Genomic DNA, 19,791 nt, shown 5'->3' with positions numbered 1-19,791 from the left:
AGTCCGTGAGCTGTGAAATCTCTAAAGCGGTGTATTCGTGATTGGTTCTTCGATCCAGAGCTTCTTGCATCCTTCAAGTCCCCTGTGACTCGTTCCCGATGCTTCTAGATTATTCCATGCTTCGTCAATCGCGCCGCCAGACTTAGGCTTTTTCTGATGGATTTTCTGGCCGCAGGCGCTAATGGAGCTGCGTGGCGGCTGGTCTTAGAAGAAAGTGCCACTGTCAGGCAACTGAAAAAGTGGGAGGCGCTTGCTTCTTCTCCAAGCCAGTTCTCCGGATACGTTCCAGCCCCAGATGTGTGATGACAGGCTAAAGTCCCGCAAGTTGCTTTAGCAGTGCCAGTGCTTCCTTCTGCTTCCTGGCATCAAGCTGGGAAAGCACTAGGATGGCTTCAGCCATTGTGTCCGAAGCAGCAAGGAAGTAGGCCGCTGGAAGATTCAGCAGTTCCGCCAACTTCTCAATGGTCTCCAAGTCCGGCTTGTGCATCCCCCGCTCATATCGGCTGATGCGAGGCGCCGTCGTATTTGAGTCATCCACTCCCATGAGCATTTCGCCTAGCTGAGCTTGCGTCCAGCCTTTGGCGACGCGTGCGGCGCGTAGGCGTTGGCCAAGGACTGTGGGCGTAGGTTGAGCGGCGGGCATCCGGTAGAAACAAACACGTTGACTCTCCGAAGTTTGACCGCATAAGCTTATCCGGTCATTTTCGTTCAACGCAAAATTGGATCGGGAGGCAGTCGTATGGATATGAGGTGCTGGGCATTGGTGGGTCTCTTGGCGTTCGCTGCCTCTGCTGGGGCTGCGCCCAGCTTGTCGTGCCAACTGCAGAGCGGCCAGTTCAAGGCGGGTGGGGGAGGGAAGCCCAAGGTCTCCGCTTTCATCTGGGCCACCGGACACGGCTCCGCTACTCCCACCGGCCCCATCCGAACCAGCATTGGCCGCATCGACCCTGCAGATGGGCCGGACTACAAACGGATGCTCAAGCTCGACGGCGAGCTGGTGCTGCTGCCTACCGAAGCGCATAGCGTGGTCGGCTTCGGCAAGGTCTACGACTTCGGGGGTGCCGTTGCCTTGGCCTATTTGGGAGAGCGCGATGAAGACTCGTCCGCCCGGCCTAGCCAGATCTTCATCGTCATCAACAAAGCTGGGTCAGTGATCGATAGCGAAGTCCTACCTGGCGCCAGCCTCAACCCGGGCAAGCACTGCTTGCTCATCGACTGAAGGAACACACATGAAGAAGCTTTGGATGGTTTCCGCCGCAGTGCTGCTGGCCGCCTGCTCGGGTGGCCCTGGTAGTGGCGATGTTGAGAAAGCGCTGACCGCGTATTTCAAGGAAGCGACGGGAACGACGATGACCTTTGAGCGTCTCAAGGTAGGCGAGTGCTCGCGAGGGGACAGTCCTGGCTATGCCTGCAGTGTCACTGGGACTGCGCGGTATCAGCTGGGCACTCGCACTGAGCAACAGCAGCTTGTCGGCACTTTCGTCATCGACAAAGTTGACGGCACTTGGATTGTCGTAGATCGTCGCTAACCCCAAGCTTCGCCAACTAAAGCTAGGAAGCTCGTATGTGGACCTTGTTCAACGTAGTGCGTTGGCTCATCACGGGCGCGGCACTGTGGTGGCTTTGCAGCGTGGTGTTTGAGAAGGGCACTACCGCTGAAGGGGCAGTATTCGGGCTCATGCTCTTCGGCCAGGTTGTCTTTTGGCCCCTTGCGTTGCTGTGGGGCTTGCCGTGGTTGTTCCGTCGCCGAACGCCCAAATTCAAGAAGCATAGGCCTGAAGAGTTTGAGCCCACGATTTCCCATGACCACATAGCCTTGGACCTGGGCAGGGACACCATCTGGATTCGGGACCCCGTGAAGGGCGAGCGCTACCTGCGGCGGGCTGAAGTGCTCGCTATCCGCACTGGGGAATACAACTACAAAGGCATCGTCACGCACCGCTTGGAAGTCCAGGTGCGGGACGTTGTTAACCCGTTCTGGCTGGTTCCCTTCGTGCGCCACTCTGACCGTTGGCTCAAGAGCACAGCTGTCAATGAGACTGAGAGGGATGAGTGGTTCGCTAGGATGAAAGCTTGGCTTATTGAGGCGCGCACTACCTAAGCACCTCAGTGCCTGCGAATGCAGCTAGGCAGAAAGGCAGAGTGCCCCATCCTCCCTGCGCGGAAGGATGGGCGCACGCTGCGCTTTAGACTCCGTTCTCTAGCGGCTCCAACTTGCTGAGTTCTCCCAGTCGCAATAGACCGCGCTCAATCATGCTCTGCGCACAAGCAACACAGTATCGATCCCAGCCCCGGTCTTTTCGCACGCCTAGTCGAATGTCTCCGCGTTCGATCCTATGTTTACTGTTAGCCTGGCAGTTGTGGGCCTTCTTCGCCCTGTCTACCATTGTCGAAACTATCAAGGATTTAGTCGCCATCGAACAGCTTCCTGCAAACGCTTGCTGTTAGGGCATCAAATTGCCTTCGAATAGTGTCCAATTCTGCCTGTGACATCTCACTTCTTTCCCCGGGCTTCCGGCCGACCAAGGTGTTCGCTGCCTCGTTGAGAGAGGTGACTACCACGACGTAATTGTCGCGACCAAGCCGTCTGTGATCCAACTCTCGCCCGACATGCTTAATTCCGCGCTCATTGAGAATTCGGCCTGCGTGGAGTTGAATAAGCTCGTTAAGAGCGTCTCTGGCGGCCTGTCGTTTTGCTGCCTTAGGAACAGCGATGGGCTTGAGCGCTTGGGTGGTAGGATCAAAGTCTGCAGGGATAATTCCGCTCTCCTTCAACAGGCGAATGGCGTCTTCCTCTTCCTGCTTTAGGAGGTGGATTTCCTGCAGTTCCACCTCGGACTGCTCTTTGACCTCGGGCTTGCCATTGACGGTGTCGCGAGGTGCATACTCACGGAACTCCGTGGGATCTGCTGGATCCAAGCCCTCTAGAGGAAGAAGCTGGTCGAAGAAGGACTGGTCATCTTCGCTGAATTGCTGGAAGTCTCCCCACCTGGCAGCAATGTTGCCGCCAGCATGAAAAATCACACTCCCCTGGTTTACAACGTCCCCGGGCGCATCTTGCTTGATTACGCGCATGATTCGCCCAACGAATTGGACGAACGGAGACAGGTTGGAGAACACGCTAAGGACCGCTGCCACCGACAGGAATGGATGATCAAAACCCTCGCCAAGTTTTCTAACCTGTACGATTACATCCAGTTGATGATTCGCCAGCTTTTGCATAACTTGGTCATTCTTCTTACTCTCACGGGAATGCACAAAGTCGGCCTTCCGTCCCCGTGCGCGATAAGCCTCCACAATCTGAATGCAGTGCTCATAATTCAACGCCGAGGCGATTACCTTTAGGCGTGGTTCCCCCGTCAAGTTACGGAGCCGGTCGAGCTCCCGGAGGGACGCGTCAACAATGGTATTCAGTGTTTCTTCGGACGTTACGATGCTTCTGCGGAAATCCGCGTCCTCCTCACCTAGGCGACGGACCTCATCGAGGGAGACTTCCACCTCCGAATCGCCTGGTCGCCTGACATAGCGTAAGGTCTTCGGGTTGAGTTGGATTGCTTTGAGCTGTTTAACATAGCCTGCCCTGATCGCCTTGAAGATTGGGTATGAGTAAACGACGGGGCCGCTCATCATCTGGCCGTCCGCTCTAAGAGGCGTGGCGCTGAAGTTCACGACCGAGGCTGCAGGGAATTTCGCTTTGAGGGCCTCATAGGTTGCTGCAACGCTATGATGGCCTTCGTCGAAAATAATTAGGTCAAAGTAGTCGGCAGGAAGGGTTCGCAACCACTTGTTGCCATCGCCGGAAATCTGCTGGATGTTTGTAATCGCAACGTGCGCGGCATCAAGGTCACTTCGATTTGCATCGGTGCCTCTTATTTCCACCGGTTCTGGATAATTAGGACCATCCATCACATCGCAGCGGGCATAGAATAGCTTCTCGCTACTAAAGTCGAAATCAGCTGCCAGCTGCGTCGCAATCGCAACGCCAGGAGCGACGATCAATGCTCGTTTCGATTTATATGCAAATGGAGTCAGCGTTATAGTTCCTGACTTCCCGCATCCCACGGGCAGTACTACGCTAACTTCTCTTATGTCCACGCCGTCAGCTACATGCTGTGCTAGCGCCTCATAGGCTCCTTGTTGCGGCTCTCTGACCTTCGGATTTCCAGTAATTCGGGGTGCGACATCTTGGAACGGGCTAGACACGCTTTTTCTCCTAGATACGTATTCTGCTCATGCGAAGTTGGGCGGCGCATTCTCCCTGCGTCGCATTGGTCAGCAGCGGCTGACGTGAGATGTTCATTCTCTCTCGCGCGCGTAGATGTCGGCATATTTATTGGCCGTTTTTCACCCTGCGCGACAATTATCATCCTGACAGATATCTGCCGGGCTTCTTGAAGCCTCCTGCGAATGTTTACCTCCCCCCTGAAAATTCCCTGGCTGATACGCCCTTCAGTCATGAGATCCTGCCTCAGGCAACTCATCTATTCAATAGTTTGATGGTGGTCACATTTTTTGGGTGGGTCGTCGCGTGCCGTTCGGCGTGGCCAGACTTGGCAAGACGCGTCTGGACGGGGGCCAAAGCAGACAGAAAGGCGATAGCAAGAGCGCACTTAGGCATTGCCCTGCGGGCAATGCGTGCGCAAGAGGCTGTGCCCCTTGACCCCCTAGAAAAGCGCTTGCCAAAGCCTAAATCGTAGGCATAAAGGCAAGTGCGGGGTCAAAACAAGGAGCATCAATGGCCATTTATCACACCAGAGTAAAGACCTTCAGCCGTGCCCAAGGGCATGCATCCACCGCTGCAGCGGCCTATCGCGCAGGCCTTCTCATCCTCGATGAGCGAACGGGTCAGGGCTGTTGAGCTGAGGCGCGAGGAGTATCAACGCGCTCACGCAGCCACCGGTCCCAATGCCCAGGAAGACTACAACCGTCGAACAGATGAGTCCCTCTCACAGCTGGAGAATTGGAGCGAAGTGTTGCTTCGGAGATATCCGGTACTGGAGGACGCGCCCACTGACGCTCCTGCAGCGTCCACTTCGGCTGATGCCTTACTGGTGATGAAGCAGAGCAAGGAGCCCGGAGCGCGGTTGCACTGATAAACAAGCGAAGGCCCCGGCGAACCGGGGCTTTAGCCCACCTCTGGTTTCGCAAATTCAGTGGTAGGTAGGTCCGCGAGTGGGCTTGGATGCCGCGCCACGGCGCTCTGAGATCATGTCGCTCAGCTGCACCTGATCGCGCTCTACTAGGCTCTCCCTGACTCTCACTGTGGGTTTCAGTGTGTGGTCGTCAGCCGGTGGTTTTGGAGCCATGCATCGGTTGATCAGCTCATCGGCAATTTCGAGGGCATGAATGATGTCCTCTATCCGCTCCTGGGTGTCTCGGGTCCGGTCTTGCGCGATCAATGGGCACAGCACTCGACTAGCGATAGCCAGCTTTCTTTCTAACGGCACATGAAGCTCCTAAGGTAGGGGAGCTTTCATAAAACCATCATTTGCGTTGATCGCAATAGTTGCGGCGCTTGTCAGTGCAAATGTTGCCCCGTTAGAGATACTCCTAGACATTCCATGTAATTTTCCTGGCGCGGAGACCCGCTATCCCAGCAACTATTTCAGTGCAGCGAGCTCAAGATCGAAGCTCAGGGATGACAGGCCCGCTGTTTTGAATTCAGGAGTGACCAGCCCATTGAGCTTTTCTGCCGGGGTGAATTCGCGGCTGTAGACGGGATGGTGCTCATCATCAAGCTCGTGGCCCACGATCTGGGCGCGCATTTCTGAGGCGACACCGAAGCCCTGCATCTGCTGAATGACCGTCTTGCGCAGGGAATGGAAACCGCGCTTGGCCTTGGGCCAGGCCTTCCCATGCTCAGCAAGGTGGCGGGTAAAGGCCTTGGAGATCCAGTTCCCCGCGCCATTGACGGCATTGGCCTTCGCTTGGGGGAAGAGACGGCTTGAGGTGGGCAGGCTGGCAACATAGTCGCCGAAGCTCAGGGCCATCAGGTCAGCGTGGATCGGGACAGTCCGGATGCTGGCCTCGCTCTTGAGGCGCTGGTGCTCGCCATCGTCATTAATATGGATGTAGGCCACGCCTCCCTCCGTTTGCACATCGCTCACCAGCAGCTGCCCAACTTCAGAGGCGCGGGCACCCGTATACAGGCCCAACAAGGCTGCCCAGCGCGCGGCGTGTGACAAGTTAGCAAAGGCCGAGGGAGCAAAGAGGAGGCTGATCTGCTTCAGGTCGAAGGCCTTGAAGCCCAGCTTGCGCCGCTTACGCTTGGCGCTATTTCCGTATGAGACATGGCTTCGGGCCGGATTGCTGTCTGTGTAGTAGCCAGCGGCAATCAACCAGTCGAAGAAGCCGCCCAGGTAGGACTGTTTGTTCACTCGGGTCGGGGTTGAGATGCCAGCATCGGCGAGCGACTGATAGAAGTTCGACAGGTCGATCCGGTTGATGCTGGGCAAAGGGTAGTCAGGGCCGGTGGTGCGCACGAACCCGTCAATGGCCGACTTCTTGATGCTGTAGGTCTTGGGGATGGTGTCTGGGGCAATAGCTTTGAGCCAAAGATCGCGCGCTTCCATCAGCGACAGGACTTTGCTGGGCTGGGGCTTGGAGGGGACTGCCGGGGCGGCTACCGCGCCGAAGAACGCAGGGTTGACCCGTCCGATGCTCTCAATGGCGCGAGTCAGTGCCTCGGTGTCTTCGCCTGGCTCCGCTTGGATACGCAGGGTGCCATTGGCATCTCGTTCCAGGGTGTAGTCGTGGAGCTGTTGTCCCCGAAGTTCCTGGAGCCATTGCTCTGCCGTCTTCTCGCCCATGCCGTTCTTCCTGATGGCGCTGAAGACCTCAGCATAGCGGGCGGCCAGCACCAGGGCGCAAGCCTGGGCGCTGCGCATTTCGCGTGTTCGAAGGCTTCGCTTGAGAATTCGGCAGCCCAGAAGGGGCTGGAGGTCGACGGGCACGCGCTGGCGGAACGAAAAGCCTGCTGGCGTCTTGATCAAGTGATGGGGAACTCTCATCGGGATGTGTCCCGATTTGTGTCCTGCCCCTTGGTAGGCCCAGAAAAGCAAAACCCCTGATTTCTCAGGGGTTTGCAGAGTCTGGCGGAGAGAGGGGGATTCGAACCCCCGAAGCGCGGTTTAGACGCTTACACACTTTCCAGGCGTGCTCCTTCAACCACTCGGACACCTCTCCGGATTTCCCCCGAACCGGCTTCAATGCCGCTGCAGGGGTCGCAGATTCTAGCTGGCTGGACGGAAGGACACAAGCGCCCATGGTGACGGGCAGGGGGGCTGGACAGGCATGGCACAATGGACGTCCCGATGAAGCCGGTGGCCTGATGTCCTATCTCGTCCTTGCCCGCAAGTGGCGTCCAAAGCGTTTTGCCGAGCTGGTAGGCCAGGAACACGTGGTCCGGGCGCTCAGCAATGCGCTGGACAGCGGCCGTGTGCACCATGCGTTCCTGTTTACCGGCACCCGCGGCGTGGGCAAGACCACCATCGCGCGCATTTTCGCCAAGTCGCTGAACTGCGAACAGGGCACCAGCGCCGACCCGTGCGGCCAGTGCCCGGCCTGCCTGGACATCGATTCCGGCCGCTACATCGACCTGTTGGAGATCGATGCGGCGTCCAACACCGGCGTGGACGATGTCCGCGAGGTGATCGAGAACGCGCAGTACATGCCCTCGCGCGGGAAGTACAAGGTCTACCTGATCGACGAAGTGCACATGCTGTCCAAGGCGGCGTTCAATGCACTGCTGAAGACGCTGGAAGAGCCGCCGGAGCACGTGAAGTTCCTGCTGGCCACCACCGATCCGCAGAAGCTGCCGGTCACCGTGCTCAGCCGCTGCCTGCAGTTCAACCTGAAGCGCCTGGACGAAGACCAGATCCAGGGACAGATGACCCGCATCCTGGCCGCTGAAGAAATCGAGGCCGATGCCAGCGCCATCGTGCAGTTGTCCAAGGCTGCCGACGGCAGCCTGCGCGACGGTCTTTCGCTGTTGGACCAGGCCATCGCCTATGCCGGCGGCGCGCTGCGCGAAGACGTGGTGCGCACCATGCTGGGCACGGTCGACCGCACCCAGGTGGGGGCGATGCTGGATGCCCTGGCCGAGGGTGACGGCGCGCGTCTGTTGCAGGTGGTGTCGGCGCTGGCCGAATTTTCTCCGGACTGGAGTGGTGTGCTGGAAGCGCTGGCGGAGGCGCTGCACCGTATCCAGGTGCAGCAGCTGGTGCCGGGCGCGCTCGCTGCAGAGGAAGGCCTGGACGTGGCGGGCTTCGCAGCGCGCATGCGGCCGGAGGTGGTGCAGCTGTGGTACCAGATGGCGCTCAATGGCCGTCGCGACCTGCCGCTGGCGCCGAGCCCGCGCGCCGGTTTCGAAATGGCCGTGCTGCGCATGCTTGCTTTCCGTCCGGCGGTCGCCGTGCCGCCGGTTCCACGCACGCCGGATGATGGTGAGGGCACGGCTGCAGGCGGGGCGGCAGGATCACTGGGCAGTGGCGCCAGCCAGGCCGGCATGGCGGCTGCGGCCAGCACGCAGGCCGGCAATGGTGTCGTGCCTCGCCCGGCCCATGCTGTTGAAAGCGTACCGATGCCTGCCAGGCCTGCGCCCGAATCTGCCGTAGCCACGGCCGCGCCAAAGCCAGAGCCCGCCGTGGCTCCTGCACCAGCCGCGCAGCCAGTGGCTGATGGCAATGACCTGCCGCCGTGGGAAATTGAAGCGGCCGAGGGCCGCGATGATCGCGACGAAGCGCTGGCCGTTGAACTGGCGGGTCCGGATGCAGCGATGCTGGCGCCGCCACCGGCGGTACCGGAGCCGCGGCCAGCATCCACTCCACGGCCTGTGGCGGAAAAACCGTTCCGCGCTGAAGGCATCGCCATTTCCCCGTCCGCGCCGGTGGTACCTGCGGGTGCGTCCAGCCTTGCGGTGGCCGAACTGGCCTGTGCCGAGGATTGGCTGGACCTGGTGGCCAACAGCAGGTTGACCGGGCCCTCGCGGTTGCTGGCGGCCAACGCTGCGTTCATCAGCTGCAGGAATGGCACCTTGAAATTGGGCCTTTCGCCCGGATTTGAGTATCTGCAATCGGAGGGTGCGATGTCCGCGCTGTCCGATATGCTGGCCAAGGCGCTGGGCTCGCCGCCGAAGATCGTGGTGGAAACCACGCAGGCGCCGCCAGCGGAAACCCTGCATGAGCGTTCCGACCGCCAGCGCGGCGAACGGCAGCAGGCTGCCGAGGCCATGTTCCTGGCCGATCCGGAAGTGCAGGTGCTGATGCAACAGCACGGCGCCCGGCTCGTGTCCGATTCCATCCGTCCTTTTGAAGAGTAATCAACGATGCGCGGCAATATCGCCCAGATGATGCAGCAGGCCCAGAAGATGCAGGAGAACCTGCAGAAGGCCCAGGAAGAAATCGCCAAGCTGGAAGTCACCGGCAGTGCCGGCGGTGGCATGGTCAGCATCACGCTGACCGGTGCCAAGGAGTGCCGCAAGGTGCGTCTGGATCCGTCGCTGCTGGGTGACCAGGAGATGCTGGAAGACCTGGTGGCTGCAGCATTCAATGATGCGTCGAACAAGATCGATGCCGAGTCGAAGACCCGGATGGGTTCGGCCACCGCCGGCATGCAGTTGCCGCCGGGGATGAAGCTGCCGTTTTGAACCAGGGCAGCGGGCCGTTGGCCCGTTCCACCGAGGCAATGCAGCGGGTCATGGACCCGCTCTACCGAGCCACATGATGTCTGCGCCCTTGCTTGAACAGTTGATCGATGCGTTGCGGGTGCTGCCCGGCGTGGGCCAGAAGACGGCCCAACGCATGGCCTACCACCTGTTGGAGCGCGAACGCGAAGGCGGCACGCGACTGGCCGACATGTTGGCGCAGGCAATGGAGCGCATCGGCCACTGCGCGCAGTGCCGCGATTTCAGCGAAACCGATCTATGCCCGACCTGCGCCAACGACAGCCGCGAGCGCAGCCAGTTGTGCGTGGTTGAATCGCCGGCAGATCGCCTGGCGATCGAGAACGCCACCGGTTTCCGCGGGGTGTACTTCGTGCTGCAGGGGCGGCTGTCGCCGCTGGATGGCATCGGCCCGCGCGAGCTGGGCCTGGAGCAGTTGGACCAGCGCCTGGCCCAGGGCGAGATCGGCGAAATGATCATCGCCACCAGTGCCACCGTGGAAGGCGAGGCGACCGCGCATTACCTGGCGCAACTGGCGCGTGCACGGCAGGTACGGCCGAGTCGCCTGGCGCAGGGCCTGCCACTGGGAGGCGAACTGGAGTTCGTCGATCGTGGCACGCTGTCGCATGCCTTCGGTTCGCGCAACGAAGTGCAGGAATGACCGGCGACGCCCGGTCGGTGGCGACCGTTGGTCGTCACGATCAGCGTACCGAAGCGTACCGACCAAGAGCCAGGCAACAGCGAGGGAACTCCATGAGCAGCGAGACCATTTTCAGCAAGATCATCCGTCGCGAGATACCCGCCACCATCGTCTACGAAGACGAAGAAGTGCTGGGTTTCAAGGACATCGCGCCGCAGGCGCCGGTGCATGTGTTGTTCATTCCGAAGAACGAGATCATCCCTACCCTGGACGATCTGCAGCCTGGGAACGCACAGCTGGTCGGCAAGCTGGCGCTGGCCGCTGCGCACTATGCGCGCCAGGAGGGCCTGGCCGAGGACGGCTACCGCATCGTCATGAACTGCCGCGAACATGCTGGGCAGACGGTGTTCCATATCCACATGCACCTGTTGGCAGGTGCGCCACTGGGCCATTTCGGCGCGCCAGGCAAGTAATGGGCAAGGTCACCCGGCCAGCGGCCGGGTGCTACCCCTGTTGCCTGCTTACCACCAACCGTAGCGGCCGTAGCCCCACGGGCCCCAGCCCGGACCCGGGCCCCACGGACCATACGGATAGGGCACCACATCGACCTGGCGCTGTTCCGGCCACAGGTAGATGACGTCGGCGGCCAGCTTCGGCAGACGGTAGTCGTACTCGCCGATCTTGGTGTTCTCGTAGCCGTCGATGCGGCCGATGAAGGTCACGTCACGGCCTTCCTCGAACACCGCCGGGTCATAGAAGCCGGCGCGGCAGGCCACGAAGCGGCCATCACTGGCGTCGGAGGATGCGGTGGTCGGACGGCCACTGGCGTTGAGCGGGCGCGAGATCAGCTGGAAGCAGGTCTGGCCCTGGCTGGGCAGGGTTTCGATGATGCGGCCGCCCCAGCGCACCGGGGTGCCGACCTGCTGGGTCGATACCGAGTCGCGTGGAGTTACTGCACTGAATTGGCCCTGCAGCGGCTTGGGCGCCGTTGCGCAGGCCGCCAACGCCAGCGAGGCGGCCAGGGGAAGCAGGAGTTTGAGGTTCATGGTGTGGCTCCGGAAGTCGGGCGATGCCTGCGCAGGTCGGCCAATAATGCAGCGCGGTCGACGTGAGTGCCAGCGTAGCGCGCGTGGACGAAACGCTGGCTGAGTGCCAGCAGGGCGGGATCGGGGTGCTGGGCATGGACGCGGTGGGCCCAGTCCATTGCGGCCTCGGCCGGTTCGCGGCCCAGGCCCAGCTTTGCATGGCGGCGGCAAAGCCGGTGCCAGGCGCGCAGCAGCGGGTCGCGCTCGCGCTCTCCGCGTGCCAGCACCCAGGCCATGGTGCCCAGCGCCAACAGCGCGATGATGATGAAGCCGGCGATCAGTTGCCCCGGCTTGAGGTCGGGCAGGCCGAAGGGGCGCAGCAGTTGCCGTTGGCGGTTGGCGTCGAAGGACAGCACCAGGTCGTTCCAGCCGCGCCGCAGCCAGTCCATGGCCTGGCCAGTCTGCCGCCATGCGCCCTGCATGCCGCCATCGCCGGCGCCGAGACGGTCCTCCAGCGTGTCGTAGATACGTTCCGGGGCGACGGCTGCCGTCGGGTCCACGCGTACCCATCCGCGGCCGGCCAGCCACACTTCCGCCCAGGCATGGGCATCCATGCGCCGCACCACCCAGTAGTCGCCGATGGGATTGCGCACGCCGCCGGCAAAGCCGGTGACCACCCGCGCGGGTATGTCGGCATTGCGCATCAGCACCACGAAGGCGGAGCTGAAATGTTCACAGAACCCGACCTTCTGCTCGAACAGGAATTCGTCCACGGCGTTGCGGCCGGGCAACGGTGTTTCCAATGAGTAGGCGAACTCCGCACCGATCCAGTCCAGGCCGCGCCGGACCAGGGCGGCATCGTCGGTGCCCGCTGCTGCACGCCACTGCCGTGCCAGCGCTGCCGTGCGCGGGTTGAAGCCTTCCGGCAATGCCAGCATGAGCTGGCGCTGCCATGGCGACAGCGACGGCGCGAACACTTCGGGTGGAGCGGATTGCAGGCGCCAGCGGGTCAATGCAGCAAGCGGCCGGTCGCTGAGCAGGCTGTAGTCGGCACTGAGGTGGGTGCCTTCCGGCGCGCTGCCCGGCAGGTCCAGCGCGACAAGTTGGCGGCGATCAGTAGGTTCGTAGTCGATGGTGTAATCCCAGCGCTGCGTGCCGGGTTCGACATGCTCCGGCGCGCGCTGTTCGGTGCGCCGGTCGCGCTCCCAGCGGCGGCCATCGAAGTGGCTCAGCACCGGGCCGCGCCAGTAGCGTTGCCCGGCGGACGGTGCCGGGCCATGGAACTGCGCACGCAGTGCCGGTGTGTCGTCGGCCATCAGGTCCAGCCACTGGCCCGGTTCCATGCTGTCGGACAGCCCAGGGCGGCCGATGGCGCGCTCGGGCAGCCCCCACAGTGGCTGCGACAGGCGCGGGAACAGCCAGAACGTGGCCAATGCCAGCGGCAGGCCCAGCACGACCAGCCGTGCCACCCCGCGCAGTTGCACGCGCAGCGGTGGCGGATGTGCCTGTCCTTCAGCCTGTGCCAGCCGTTGCAGGGCCAGCAGTGCGCAGATGCCGGCCAGCGTGGCCAGTGAGGTGGTCAGGGGGCCCTGGTCGAGCAGGAATGCAGCGAACGGGGCGAACAAGGCAAAGCCGAGCAGGCTGCGTGCGTCGCGCAATGTGCGCAGTTCGCTGGACTTGATCGCCAGCATCGCTGCCAACAAGGCGCAGCCGGTGTCGCGGCCGGGGCGGATGCCCATCTGCAGGTAGATCAGTGCCAGCATCGCCAGTACCAGCAGCAGGCGCACCGGCACCGGCAGCAGGCCGCGACGCGATACCAGGGCGGTCAGCAGCGCGGTGGCGGCAATGCTGCCGGCCAGCATCGCCGGCAGCTGCAGCAGCAAGGGCAGCAGGGCCAGTGCCGTGCTCGCCAAGGTCCAGCCGCGTGCATGGCGGTCCAACAGGGCGGTGGCGTCAGTCATGCGGCAGCAGCGCCAGTGCGCGCAGGCAGAGGTGGTGGTGGGCGGCGCCGATACCCGGACCCTGCATGGGCTGGCCGGGCAGCTTCAGGGAATAGCGGCGTCCCTGGCGTTCGGCCAGGTCCACCCAGCGCGCCAGCCGGGCGATGCGGGCTTCATTGCCCAGTCCGGCCAACTGGTGCCAATCCAGCACGATTTCTATCCCGACCGGCTTTTCATATTCGCGCACCAGCAGGCTGTCGCGACGCGCCGAATGTTTCCACGCGATGCTGCGGCGCGGATCGCCGGCACGGTAGGGGCGTAGCTGGTGCAGTTCTTCGCCGGCTGGATCCATCCGGCTGTGCAACGGGTCGCTGCCTTGTTCGGGCAGGCCAGGGCCCTGGCTTTCCGATTTCGGGTACACCAGCAGCGGCTGTTCGGGCCAGAACCAGGCCCATGCGCGCACCAGTCCCAGCGGTTGGGTGGTGGATATGCGGATCCGCTCCAGGTCCAGCCAGCCGCGTTGGGTGGTGGGCAGGTCCAGCGTGGCATCGCTGTGGCCGCCAGCCGGCAGCGATGTCCAGCTGCGCGCGTTGGCATGGTCCAGTTGCAGGCCCGGGCGGTGGCGCTGGTCGCGCTGGGATATCGCCAGCCGTAGCCGCAGCAGCTGCCCTGCGGCAACCGGTTCGGCAGATACCGCCTCCAGGCTCAGCCCGGACAATGCCAGGTGTGCGCTGATCATGCTGGCCACGCCCGTGCCCGCCAGCAGCAATGCCAGCAGCAGGGCAGGGTTGTTGTTGTAGTTCAGCGCGCCCAGCAGCATGGCCGCCAGCAACGCCGCGACGAACAATCCAAATGGCGTCGGCAGCACATAGATGCGGCGGCGGTCCAGTCGTTGCGGCAGCGTCTCGGGATGGCGTGGCCGGGCCAGTGCCAGCAATCGTTGCCGACGCGAAGGCGCGCGCACGTTCAATCCACCGGCACCGTCTGCAGGATGGCACGCGCCAATGCGGGGCCGGACGAGGATTCGGCCTCGGCCACCAGCCGGTGCCCGGCCACGCCGATGAACAACGTCTGCACGTCTTCGGGCACCACGTGTGCACGCCCCAGCAACAGCGCATGGGCCTTTGCCGCACGCAGCAACGCCAGTCCGGCACGCGGCGACAGGCCCACGCGTACGCCCGCGTGCTGGCGGCTGCGCGTCAGCAGTGCCTGCACGTAATCCACCAGGGCATCGCTGGCATGTACGTCGAGCACGGCCTGTCGCAGTTCGCGGACTTGCCTGTCGTCCAGCCGTGGCGTGGCACGCGCGATCAGTTCGCGGCGATCGATGCCACGCAGCAGTTCGCGTTCGGCATCCACGTTCGGGTAGCCCATGGCCAGCCGCAGCAGGAAACGGTCCAGCTGCGAATCGGGCAACGGAAAGGTACCTGACAGATCCACCGGGTTCTGCGTGGCGATGACGAAGAACGGATCGGGAAGTGCATGCGTCTGGCCATCCAGCGTCACCTGCTGTTCGGCCATGGCTTCCAGCAGCGCACTCTGCGTGCGCGGAGGGGCGCGGTTGATTTCGTCGGCCAGCAGCACATGGGTGAACACAGGGCCCGGATGGAAGGTGAACTCACGGCTGCCGGAATCCAGGATGGAGACACCCAGTACATCGGCTGGCAACAGATCCGACGTGAACTGCACTCGCTGGAAGCCCAGCCCCAGGCTGCAGGCCAACGCGTGCGCCAGGGTGGTTTTGCCCAATCCAGGCAGATCCTCGATCAACAGATGCCCGCCGGACAGCAGGGCGACGAAGGCCAGGCGCACTTCGTGCGATTTGCCCAGCACCAGGGCGTTGACCTGTTCCTGTGCATCGTGGAGTGCCTGGCGCAGCTCATCGGTTAGCATGCAGAACGTGGGGGGCGAAGATTCCATCGTCGTCTCTGGCTCGGTCTTCCTTCGATTCTATAGAGCAATGCAGGGCGAACAACGCGCACGCACCATATTTCTGTGTCTATGGACGCTGGTCACGGCAGCGAAGCTGGTCGTGGCCGCGCGCCTGCCGTTGTTCGTCGACGAGGCGTTCTATTGGCAGGAAGGCCAGCACCTGGCCGCCGCGTATTCGGACCTGCCCGGGCTGACCGCGTGGCTGGCGCGGCTGGGCGTGGAAGTGGGTGGACACCATGTACTGGGCCTGCGCCTGCCGTTCCTGGCCATCGGCGCGTGGTTGCCATGGGCGGTGTCGCGGATCGCAACGCGCTGGTTCGGCAACGTGGCAGGTTGGCAGGCTGGCAGCCTGACGCTGCTGATGCCGCTGTCGGCCACGCTGGGCATGATGGCCGTGCCGGATGTGCCGATGGCGATGGCGGCAGTGCTGTGCCTGGATGCCGGCGCGCGCCTGCTGCGCAATGTCGACGCGGCTGCAGCGGTGAAGCTGGCGTTCGGCCTGATGGTGGGCGCGCTCAGCCATTACCGTTTCATCGGGGTGATCGCGGTGGGTTTCATTGCCCTTCTGCTGATGCCACAGGGACGACGCATGCTGCGCGATCCGCGCATATGGGTGGCATTGGCGGTGGGCGTGTTGGCGTGGGTGCCGCTGCTGGCATGGAACTCGGACAATCACGAAGCGGGGCTGAAGTTCCAGGTGGTCGAGCGGCATCCCTGGGACTTCGAATGGACCGGGCTGTGGTTCCTGGTGATCCAGCCGATGATGGTCACCCCGCTGCTGTGCATCGCGATGTGGAAGGTGGCGGTGGCCGGCACCCGCGCCGGCGATGGCACGCGCGCGCAATGGCGTTATTTCGGCCTGGTCGGTGGGGTGTCGACGCTGGCGATCTTCCTGCTCGGTTTCTTCACCGATGTCGAGCGGATCAGCTTCCACTGGCCATTGCCGGGCTACCTGGCAATGCTGGTGGCGGTACCGGTGGTGCTGAATGGCTGGCCGCGCTGGCTGCGGCGGACCGCATGGTGGACCGCTGGTGTCGGCTTGACGCTGGCCTTCGCCTATTACTTGATGGCGTCTTCGCCGGCGTTGCGCGAGCAGTTGGCCGGGTACAAGTACTACCCGCGCAACTTCGCCGGCTGGGAGCCGCTGGCGGCTGCAGTGCGCGATGAACTGCGGCAGATGCCGCCGGGCACCACGCTGCTGGCCGGTAATTTCAAGGTCGGCGCGGAACTGGGATTCCAGTTGGAGGACGCCGATATCGAAGTGCTGCCGCATCCGCTCAACGACAAGCATGGCCGTAGCGTGCAACTCGGCCTGTGGGGGTTGCTGCACGACGGCCGGCGCAATGGTCCCCGTTTGCTGGTGCTGTCGCCCAGCGACCAGCGGTACCGGGAACTGCTGGATCGCTACCACGCCATCTGCGCCCAGGTAGGGCCCTTGCCGGGGCCGCGCGTGGTCAGCACCGACCACGGGTTCCAGCGTTTCCTGCTGTTCCGCCTGCCGGCGCAGCGCAGCGAGGGCGCCTGCGTGGCACCGGCGATGGCCTGGCTGGATTCTCCCTCGGCCGGCGACCGTGTCGAGGTGGACATGCAGGTGAGCGGGTGGGCGTTCAAGGATGGCGTGGGCCTGGCGCGCATCGAAGTGCTGGTCGATGGCCGCCATGTCACCGACGCCGTGTATGGGCGCAGCTTCGACATCCGTCCGGCCTGGCCTCAATCAAACGATGCGCAGCATCCACACGTGGGCTTCGACACCCGCATCGATACCTCCGGCCTGGCACCGGGACGGCATTGGCTGGGCCTGCGCCTGCATGGCAACGACGGCAGCGTGGAAACATGGCAGGAGCAATCGTTCGTAGTGCCGATGCGCTGACGGCCGCCGTAGCGCCGAGCCATGCTCGGCGGCCCTTCGCCGTGGCGCGGCCTGCCGGACCATGCCCGGCGCTGCGCAAGCGGGCGCCGGATCAGGGCACCGCAAAGCCCGCCTGGCGCAACAGCCGGCACAGCGCGATCAACGGCAGTCCGACCAGTGCGGTGGGGTCCTGGTTCTCGATCGCGTCGAACAGGGCGATGCCCAGGCCTTCGCACTTGAAGCTGCCGGCGCAGTCCAATGGTTGCTCGGCCGCCACGTAGCGGGCGATCTCCGCAGTGGCCAACGCACGGAAGCGGACCGTCGTCACATCATTGGCATCGAATCTATCTCCGTCCCTGGTGAGACAGATGGCGGTGTGGAAGCGGACAGCGCGGCCGGACATCAGCGCCAGCTGCGCGCAGGCGGACTCGATGCTACCCGGCTTGCCCAGCGGCTGGCCCTCCAGGTCGGCGGCCTGGTCCGAGCCGATCACCCAGCGCCCGGGATGGCGTGCGGCGACCTCGGTCGCCTTGGCGGCCGCCAGCCGGGCTGCCAAGGCCGCCGGCGCCTCTCCGGGCAGGGGCGTTTCGTCCACCGCCGGGCGCGCGCAGTCGAAGGGCAGGCGCAGCCGTTGCAGCAGCTCGCGCCGGTAGGGGGAAGTCGAGGCCAGCAGCAGTGCGCTCATGCGGGTTTCACAGGACAAGGGGCAGGGCAGTCTGGCCCGTTGCCAAGGCCTGCGACAACCCTGAAGCCGCTGATATTTGACAGCGGCCCCGGTGATCCTTAACATTCAGCGGCTTATGTCCGCGAACGTGCCCGAAACGCTGGATGCTTGGCGGATGGTCGCAGCGCGAAGGCGCTTCGACGGCCAGGTTGATCTGGCTCAATTTACCCGCCTGCAAGGGCTTGTTGCCGATACCGAGGGCCAGTGCACCTATGCGCTGGAATTCGCGCACGACGACATCCTGCGGGTATCCTATGCGACATTGACCGTCGAGACCGAGCTGCCGCTGATCTGCCAGCGCAGCATGCAGCGTTTCCTGCTGCCGGTGAAGATGGAACAGAAGCTTGGCCTTATCCGGAACGAAGACGAGGAATCGTCGCTTCCGGAGGACTTCGAGGCGTTGCTGGTGCCCGAAGATGGCCAGCTGGCGCCGTTGGAGATGGTCGAGGACGAATTGGTGTTGGCGGTGCCTGTGGTTCCCTTGTCGCCCTATGGCGAGGCAGTGGACCGCGAGTGGGCGCCGACGCAGGAAGAAACCGACAAGGTCAACCCGTTCGCGGCGTTGGCGGCGTTGAAGAAGAAAGACTGAGAAATCAGCAGCCGGGTATCGTCGGCGGCTGCGGCGAAAGCGAAAAGTGTGCTGGGCGCTGGCGTCCTGTGCGACGAAACGACGAAGCAAATCGAACCGAGTTTGGAGCAATCCCATGGCTGTGCAGAAATCCCGTGTTACCCCGTCCCGCCGCGGCCAGCGCCGTGCGCACGACGCCCTGAGCGCCAAGCAGCTGTCGACCGACCCGACCACCGGCGAAGTGCATCTGCGTCACCACATCACTGCCGATGGTTTCTACCGCGGCAAGAAGGTCATCCAGACCAAGACTTCTTCCGTCGAAGAAGATTGATGTGAGCGAAGGCCGCTGCCATCCAGGCAGCGGCCTTCGTCGTGTCCCCCCGGGTTGCCGGCGACGGTTTCCCGCGAAACAGGAATGTCGATGAGCAAGCGGATCTACTCGAGGATCGCGGGCACCGGTAGTTATTTGCCGGAGAAAGTGCTCACCAACGCCGACCTGGAAAAAATGGTCGAGACGTCGGACGAGTGGATCCAGTCGCGCACCGGCATCAAGGAGCGGCATATCGCCGCTGCTGGAGAAACCACCAGCGACCTCGGTTACCACGCCGCGGTGCGTGCGCTGGAAGCGGCCGGCATCGATGCCAGCCAGCTCGACATGATCGTGGTCGGCACCACTACGCCGGACCTTATTTTCCCGTCCACCGCCTGCCTGATCCAGGCCAAGCTCGGTGCGACCGGCTGCCCTGCCTTCGACGTCAATGCGGCCTGCTCGGGCTTCGTGTTCGCGCTGAGCGTGGCAGACAAATTCATTCGTTCCGGTGACGTGCGCCATGTGCTGGTCATCGGTGCCGAGACCCTGACCCGTATCGTCGACTGGACCGAGCGCACCACCTGCGTGCTGTTCGGCGATGGCGCCGGTGCTGTCGTGCTCAAGGCCGACGAGGACACCGGTATCCTCAGCACGCACCTGCATTCGGATGGCAGCAAGAAGGAATTGCTGTGGAACCCGGTCGGTGTGTCGGCCGGTTTCGGCGAGGGCGACAATGCCCGTGGCGCGATCCTGATGAAGGGCAACGACGTATTCAAGTACGCCGTCAAGGCGCTGGATTCGGTAGTGGACGAAACCCTTGACGCAAACGGCATGACCAAGGCCGACCTGGATTGGCTGATCCCGCACCAGGCCAATCTGCGCATCATCGAAGCCACCGCCAAGCGGCTGGACATGTCGATGGACCAGGTGGTGGTGACGGTCGACAAGCACGGCAATACCTCCTCGGCGTCGGTGCCGATGGCGCTGGACGTGGCGATTCGTTCCGGCCGCGTCGAGCGTGGCCAACTGCTGTTGCTGGAAGCCTTTGGTGGCGGCTTCACGTGGGGTTCGGCGCTGTTGCGCTATTGATTAATGCAGTTACGACTACGTGAATCTGTCGTTACGGCCCCATTCGGGGCCGT

At 63.0% G+C, this 19,791-nt stretch carries 19 protein-coding genes, 1 tRNA gene and 1 pseudogene; 12 read left to right on the top strand and 9 right to left on the bottom strand.

Annotated elements, in window-relative coordinates; genetic code table 11:
- Window positions 1-310: 310 nt before the first annotated feature.
- Window positions 311-643, bottom strand: coding sequence for a helix-turn-helix domain-containing protein (locus H4O11_RS09125; protein WP_182339180.1), 333 nt, complete (start codon window positions 641-643; stop codon window positions 311-313).
- Window positions 644-973: 330 nt separating this feature from the next.
- On the opposite strand from H4O11_RS09125, the gene H4O11_RS19360 reads away from it, so the two are divergent.
- From H4O11_RS19360 to H4O11_RS09110, 3 genes are read left to right on the top strand one after another with little or no spacing between them, the layout of a single operon-like run.
- Window positions 974-1,219: a hypothetical protein gene (locus H4O11_RS19360; RefSeq protein ID WP_246333378.1), complete on the top strand. Its 246-nt coding sequence runs from the start codon at window positions 974-976 to the stop codon at window positions 1,217-1,219.
- A gap of 10 nt (window positions 1,220-1,229) precedes the next feature.
- A complete protein-coding gene (locus tag H4O11_RS09115) occupies window positions 1,230-1,529 on the top strand; it encodes a hypothetical protein (protein WP_182339104.1) in 300 nt (99 codons plus the stop codon).
- A 35-nt stretch (window positions 1,530-1,564) separates the two neighbouring features.
- The gene (locus tag H4O11_RS09110) at window positions 1,565-2,101 is read left to right on the top strand and encodes a hypothetical protein (RefSeq protein ID WP_182339103.1); all 537 of its coding nucleotides are present in this window, start codon (window positions 1,565-1,567) and stop codon (window positions 2,099-2,101) included.
- Window positions 2,102-2,406: 305 nt separating this feature from the next.
- Here the strand turns inward: H4O11_RS09110 and H4O11_RS09105 are convergent, their stop codons facing one another.
- A complete protein-coding gene (locus H4O11_RS09105; protein WP_182339102.1) occupies window positions 2,407-4,203 on the bottom strand; it encodes a DEAD/DEAH box helicase family protein in 1,797 nt (598 codons plus the stop codon).
- A 532-nt stretch (window positions 4,204-4,735) separates the two neighbouring features.
- On the opposite strand from H4O11_RS09105, the pseudogene H4O11_RS19355 reads away from it, so the two are divergent.
- Window positions 4,736-4,846, top strand: a pseudogene (locus H4O11_RS19355) (MobA/MobL family protein); the annotation flags it as partial.
- Window positions 4,847-5,600: 754 nt separating this feature from the next.
- On the opposite strand, the gene H4O11_RS09100 reads toward H4O11_RS19355, so the two are convergent.
- A complete protein-coding gene (locus tag H4O11_RS09100) occupies window positions 5,601-7,010 on the bottom strand; it encodes a DUF6538 domain-containing protein (RefSeq protein WP_182339101.1) in 1,410 nt (469 codons plus the stop codon).
- A gap of 82 nt (window positions 7,011-7,092) precedes the next feature.
- A tRNA-Ser gene (locus H4O11_RS09095) sits at window positions 7,093-7,185 on the bottom strand.
- Between the two features lie 145 nt (window positions 7,186-7,330).
- Here H4O11_RS09095 and dnaX point away from each other — a divergent pair.
- The 4 genes from dnaX to H4O11_RS09075 all read left to right on the top strand — a co-directional run bounded on the left by dnaX (window position 7,331) and on the right by H4O11_RS09075 (window position 10,774).
- Window positions 7,331-9,319 carry a DNA polymerase III subunit gamma/tau gene (gene dnaX, locus H4O11_RS09090; protein WP_182339100.1) on the top strand — a complete coding sequence of 663 codons (1,989 nt, stop codon included), beginning with the start codon at window positions 7,331-7,333 and terminating at the stop codon, window positions 9,317-9,319.
- 6 nt (window positions 9,320-9,325) lie between these two features.
- Window positions 9,326-9,646, top strand: a complete 321-nt coding sequence (locus H4O11_RS09085; RefSeq protein ID WP_182339099.1) for a YbaB/EbfC family nucleoid-associated protein — start codon at window positions 9,326-9,328, stop codon at window positions 9,644-9,646.
- A gap of 76 nt (window positions 9,647-9,722) precedes the next feature.
- Window positions 9,723-10,322 carry a recombination mediator RecR gene (gene recR, locus H4O11_RS09080; protein ID WP_182339179.1) on the top strand — a complete coding sequence of 200 codons (600 nt, stop codon included), beginning with the start codon at window positions 9,723-9,725 and terminating at the stop codon, window positions 10,320-10,322.
- A gap of 92 nt (window positions 10,323-10,414) precedes the next feature.
- Window positions 10,415-10,774: a histidine triad nucleotide-binding protein gene (locus H4O11_RS09075; protein ID WP_182339098.1), complete on the top strand. Its 360-nt coding sequence runs from the start codon at window positions 10,415-10,417 to the stop codon at window positions 10,772-10,774.
- Between the two features lie 48 nt (window positions 10,775-10,822).
- Here the strand turns inward: H4O11_RS09075 and H4O11_RS09070 are convergent, their stop codons facing one another.
- Genes H4O11_RS09070 through H4O11_RS09055 form a run of 4 tightly spaced genes read right to left on the bottom strand, consistent with a single transcriptional unit; the run spans window position 10,823 to window position 15,159 of the window.
- Window positions 10,823-11,347: a Slp family lipoprotein gene (locus H4O11_RS09070; RefSeq protein WP_182339097.1), complete on the bottom strand. Its 525-nt coding sequence runs from the start codon at window positions 11,345-11,347 to the stop codon at window positions 10,823-10,825.
- A complete protein-coding gene (locus H4O11_RS09065) occupies window positions 11,344-13,287 on the bottom strand; it encodes a transglutaminase TgpA family protein (RefSeq protein ID WP_182339096.1) in 1,944 nt (647 codons plus the stop codon). The genes H4O11_RS09070 and H4O11_RS09065 overlap by 4 nt, the downstream gene beginning before the upstream one ends.
- Entirely contained in the window at window positions 13,280-14,230 is a 951-nt protein-coding gene (locus tag H4O11_RS09060; RefSeq protein WP_343042808.1) for a DUF58 domain-containing protein, read from the bottom strand. The genes H4O11_RS09065 and H4O11_RS09060 overlap by 8 nt, the downstream gene beginning before the upstream one ends.
- A gap of 2 nt (window positions 14,231-14,232) precedes the next feature.
- Entirely contained in the window at window positions 14,233-15,159 is a 927-nt protein-coding gene (locus H4O11_RS09055; protein ID WP_182339095.1) for an AAA family ATPase, read from the bottom strand.
- 67 nt (window positions 15,160-15,226) lie between these two features.
- On the opposite strand from H4O11_RS09055, the gene H4O11_RS09050 reads away from it, so the two are divergent.
- Entirely contained in the window at window positions 15,227-17,068 is a 1,842-nt protein-coding gene (locus tag H4O11_RS09050; RefSeq protein WP_182339177.1) for an ArnT family glycosyltransferase, read from the top strand.
- A 91-nt stretch (window positions 17,069-17,159) separates the two neighbouring features.
- Here H4O11_RS09050 and H4O11_RS09045 read toward each other — a convergent pair whose 3' ends face one another.
- Entirely contained in the window at window positions 17,160-17,732 is a 573-nt protein-coding gene (locus H4O11_RS09045; RefSeq protein WP_182339094.1) for a Maf family protein, read from the bottom strand.
- 115 nt (window positions 17,733-17,847) lie between these two features.
- Between H4O11_RS09045 and H4O11_RS09040 the strand changes: the two genes are divergently transcribed.
- The 3 genes from H4O11_RS09040 (at window position 17,848) to H4O11_RS09030 (ending at window position 19,738) form a co-directional block, all read left to right on the top strand.
- Entirely contained in the window at window positions 17,848-18,360 is a 513-nt protein-coding gene (locus H4O11_RS09040; protein ID WP_182339093.1) for a YceD family protein, read from the top strand.
- A gap of 115 nt (window positions 18,361-18,475) precedes the next feature.
- Entirely contained in the window at window positions 18,476-18,670 is a 195-nt protein-coding gene (gene rpmF / locus H4O11_RS09035; RefSeq protein WP_182339092.1) for a 50S ribosomal protein L32, read from the top strand.
- A gap of 90 nt (window positions 18,671-18,760) precedes the next feature.
- A complete protein-coding gene (locus tag H4O11_RS09030) occupies window positions 18,761-19,738 on the top strand; it encodes a beta-ketoacyl-ACP synthase III (protein WP_182339091.1) in 978 nt (325 codons plus the stop codon).
- Window positions 19,739-19,791: the final 53 nt, after the last annotated feature.

The organism is Stenotrophomonas tumulicola, from assembly GCF_014117215.1.
In the GTDB taxonomy this organism is placed as follows: Bacteria; Pseudomonadota; Gammaproteobacteria; order Xanthomonadales; family Xanthomonadaceae; genus Stenotrophomonas; species Stenotrophomonas tumulicola.
Note: the sequence above shows the minus strand (reverse complement) of the source record. Positions and strands in the feature narration are given on the sequence as shown.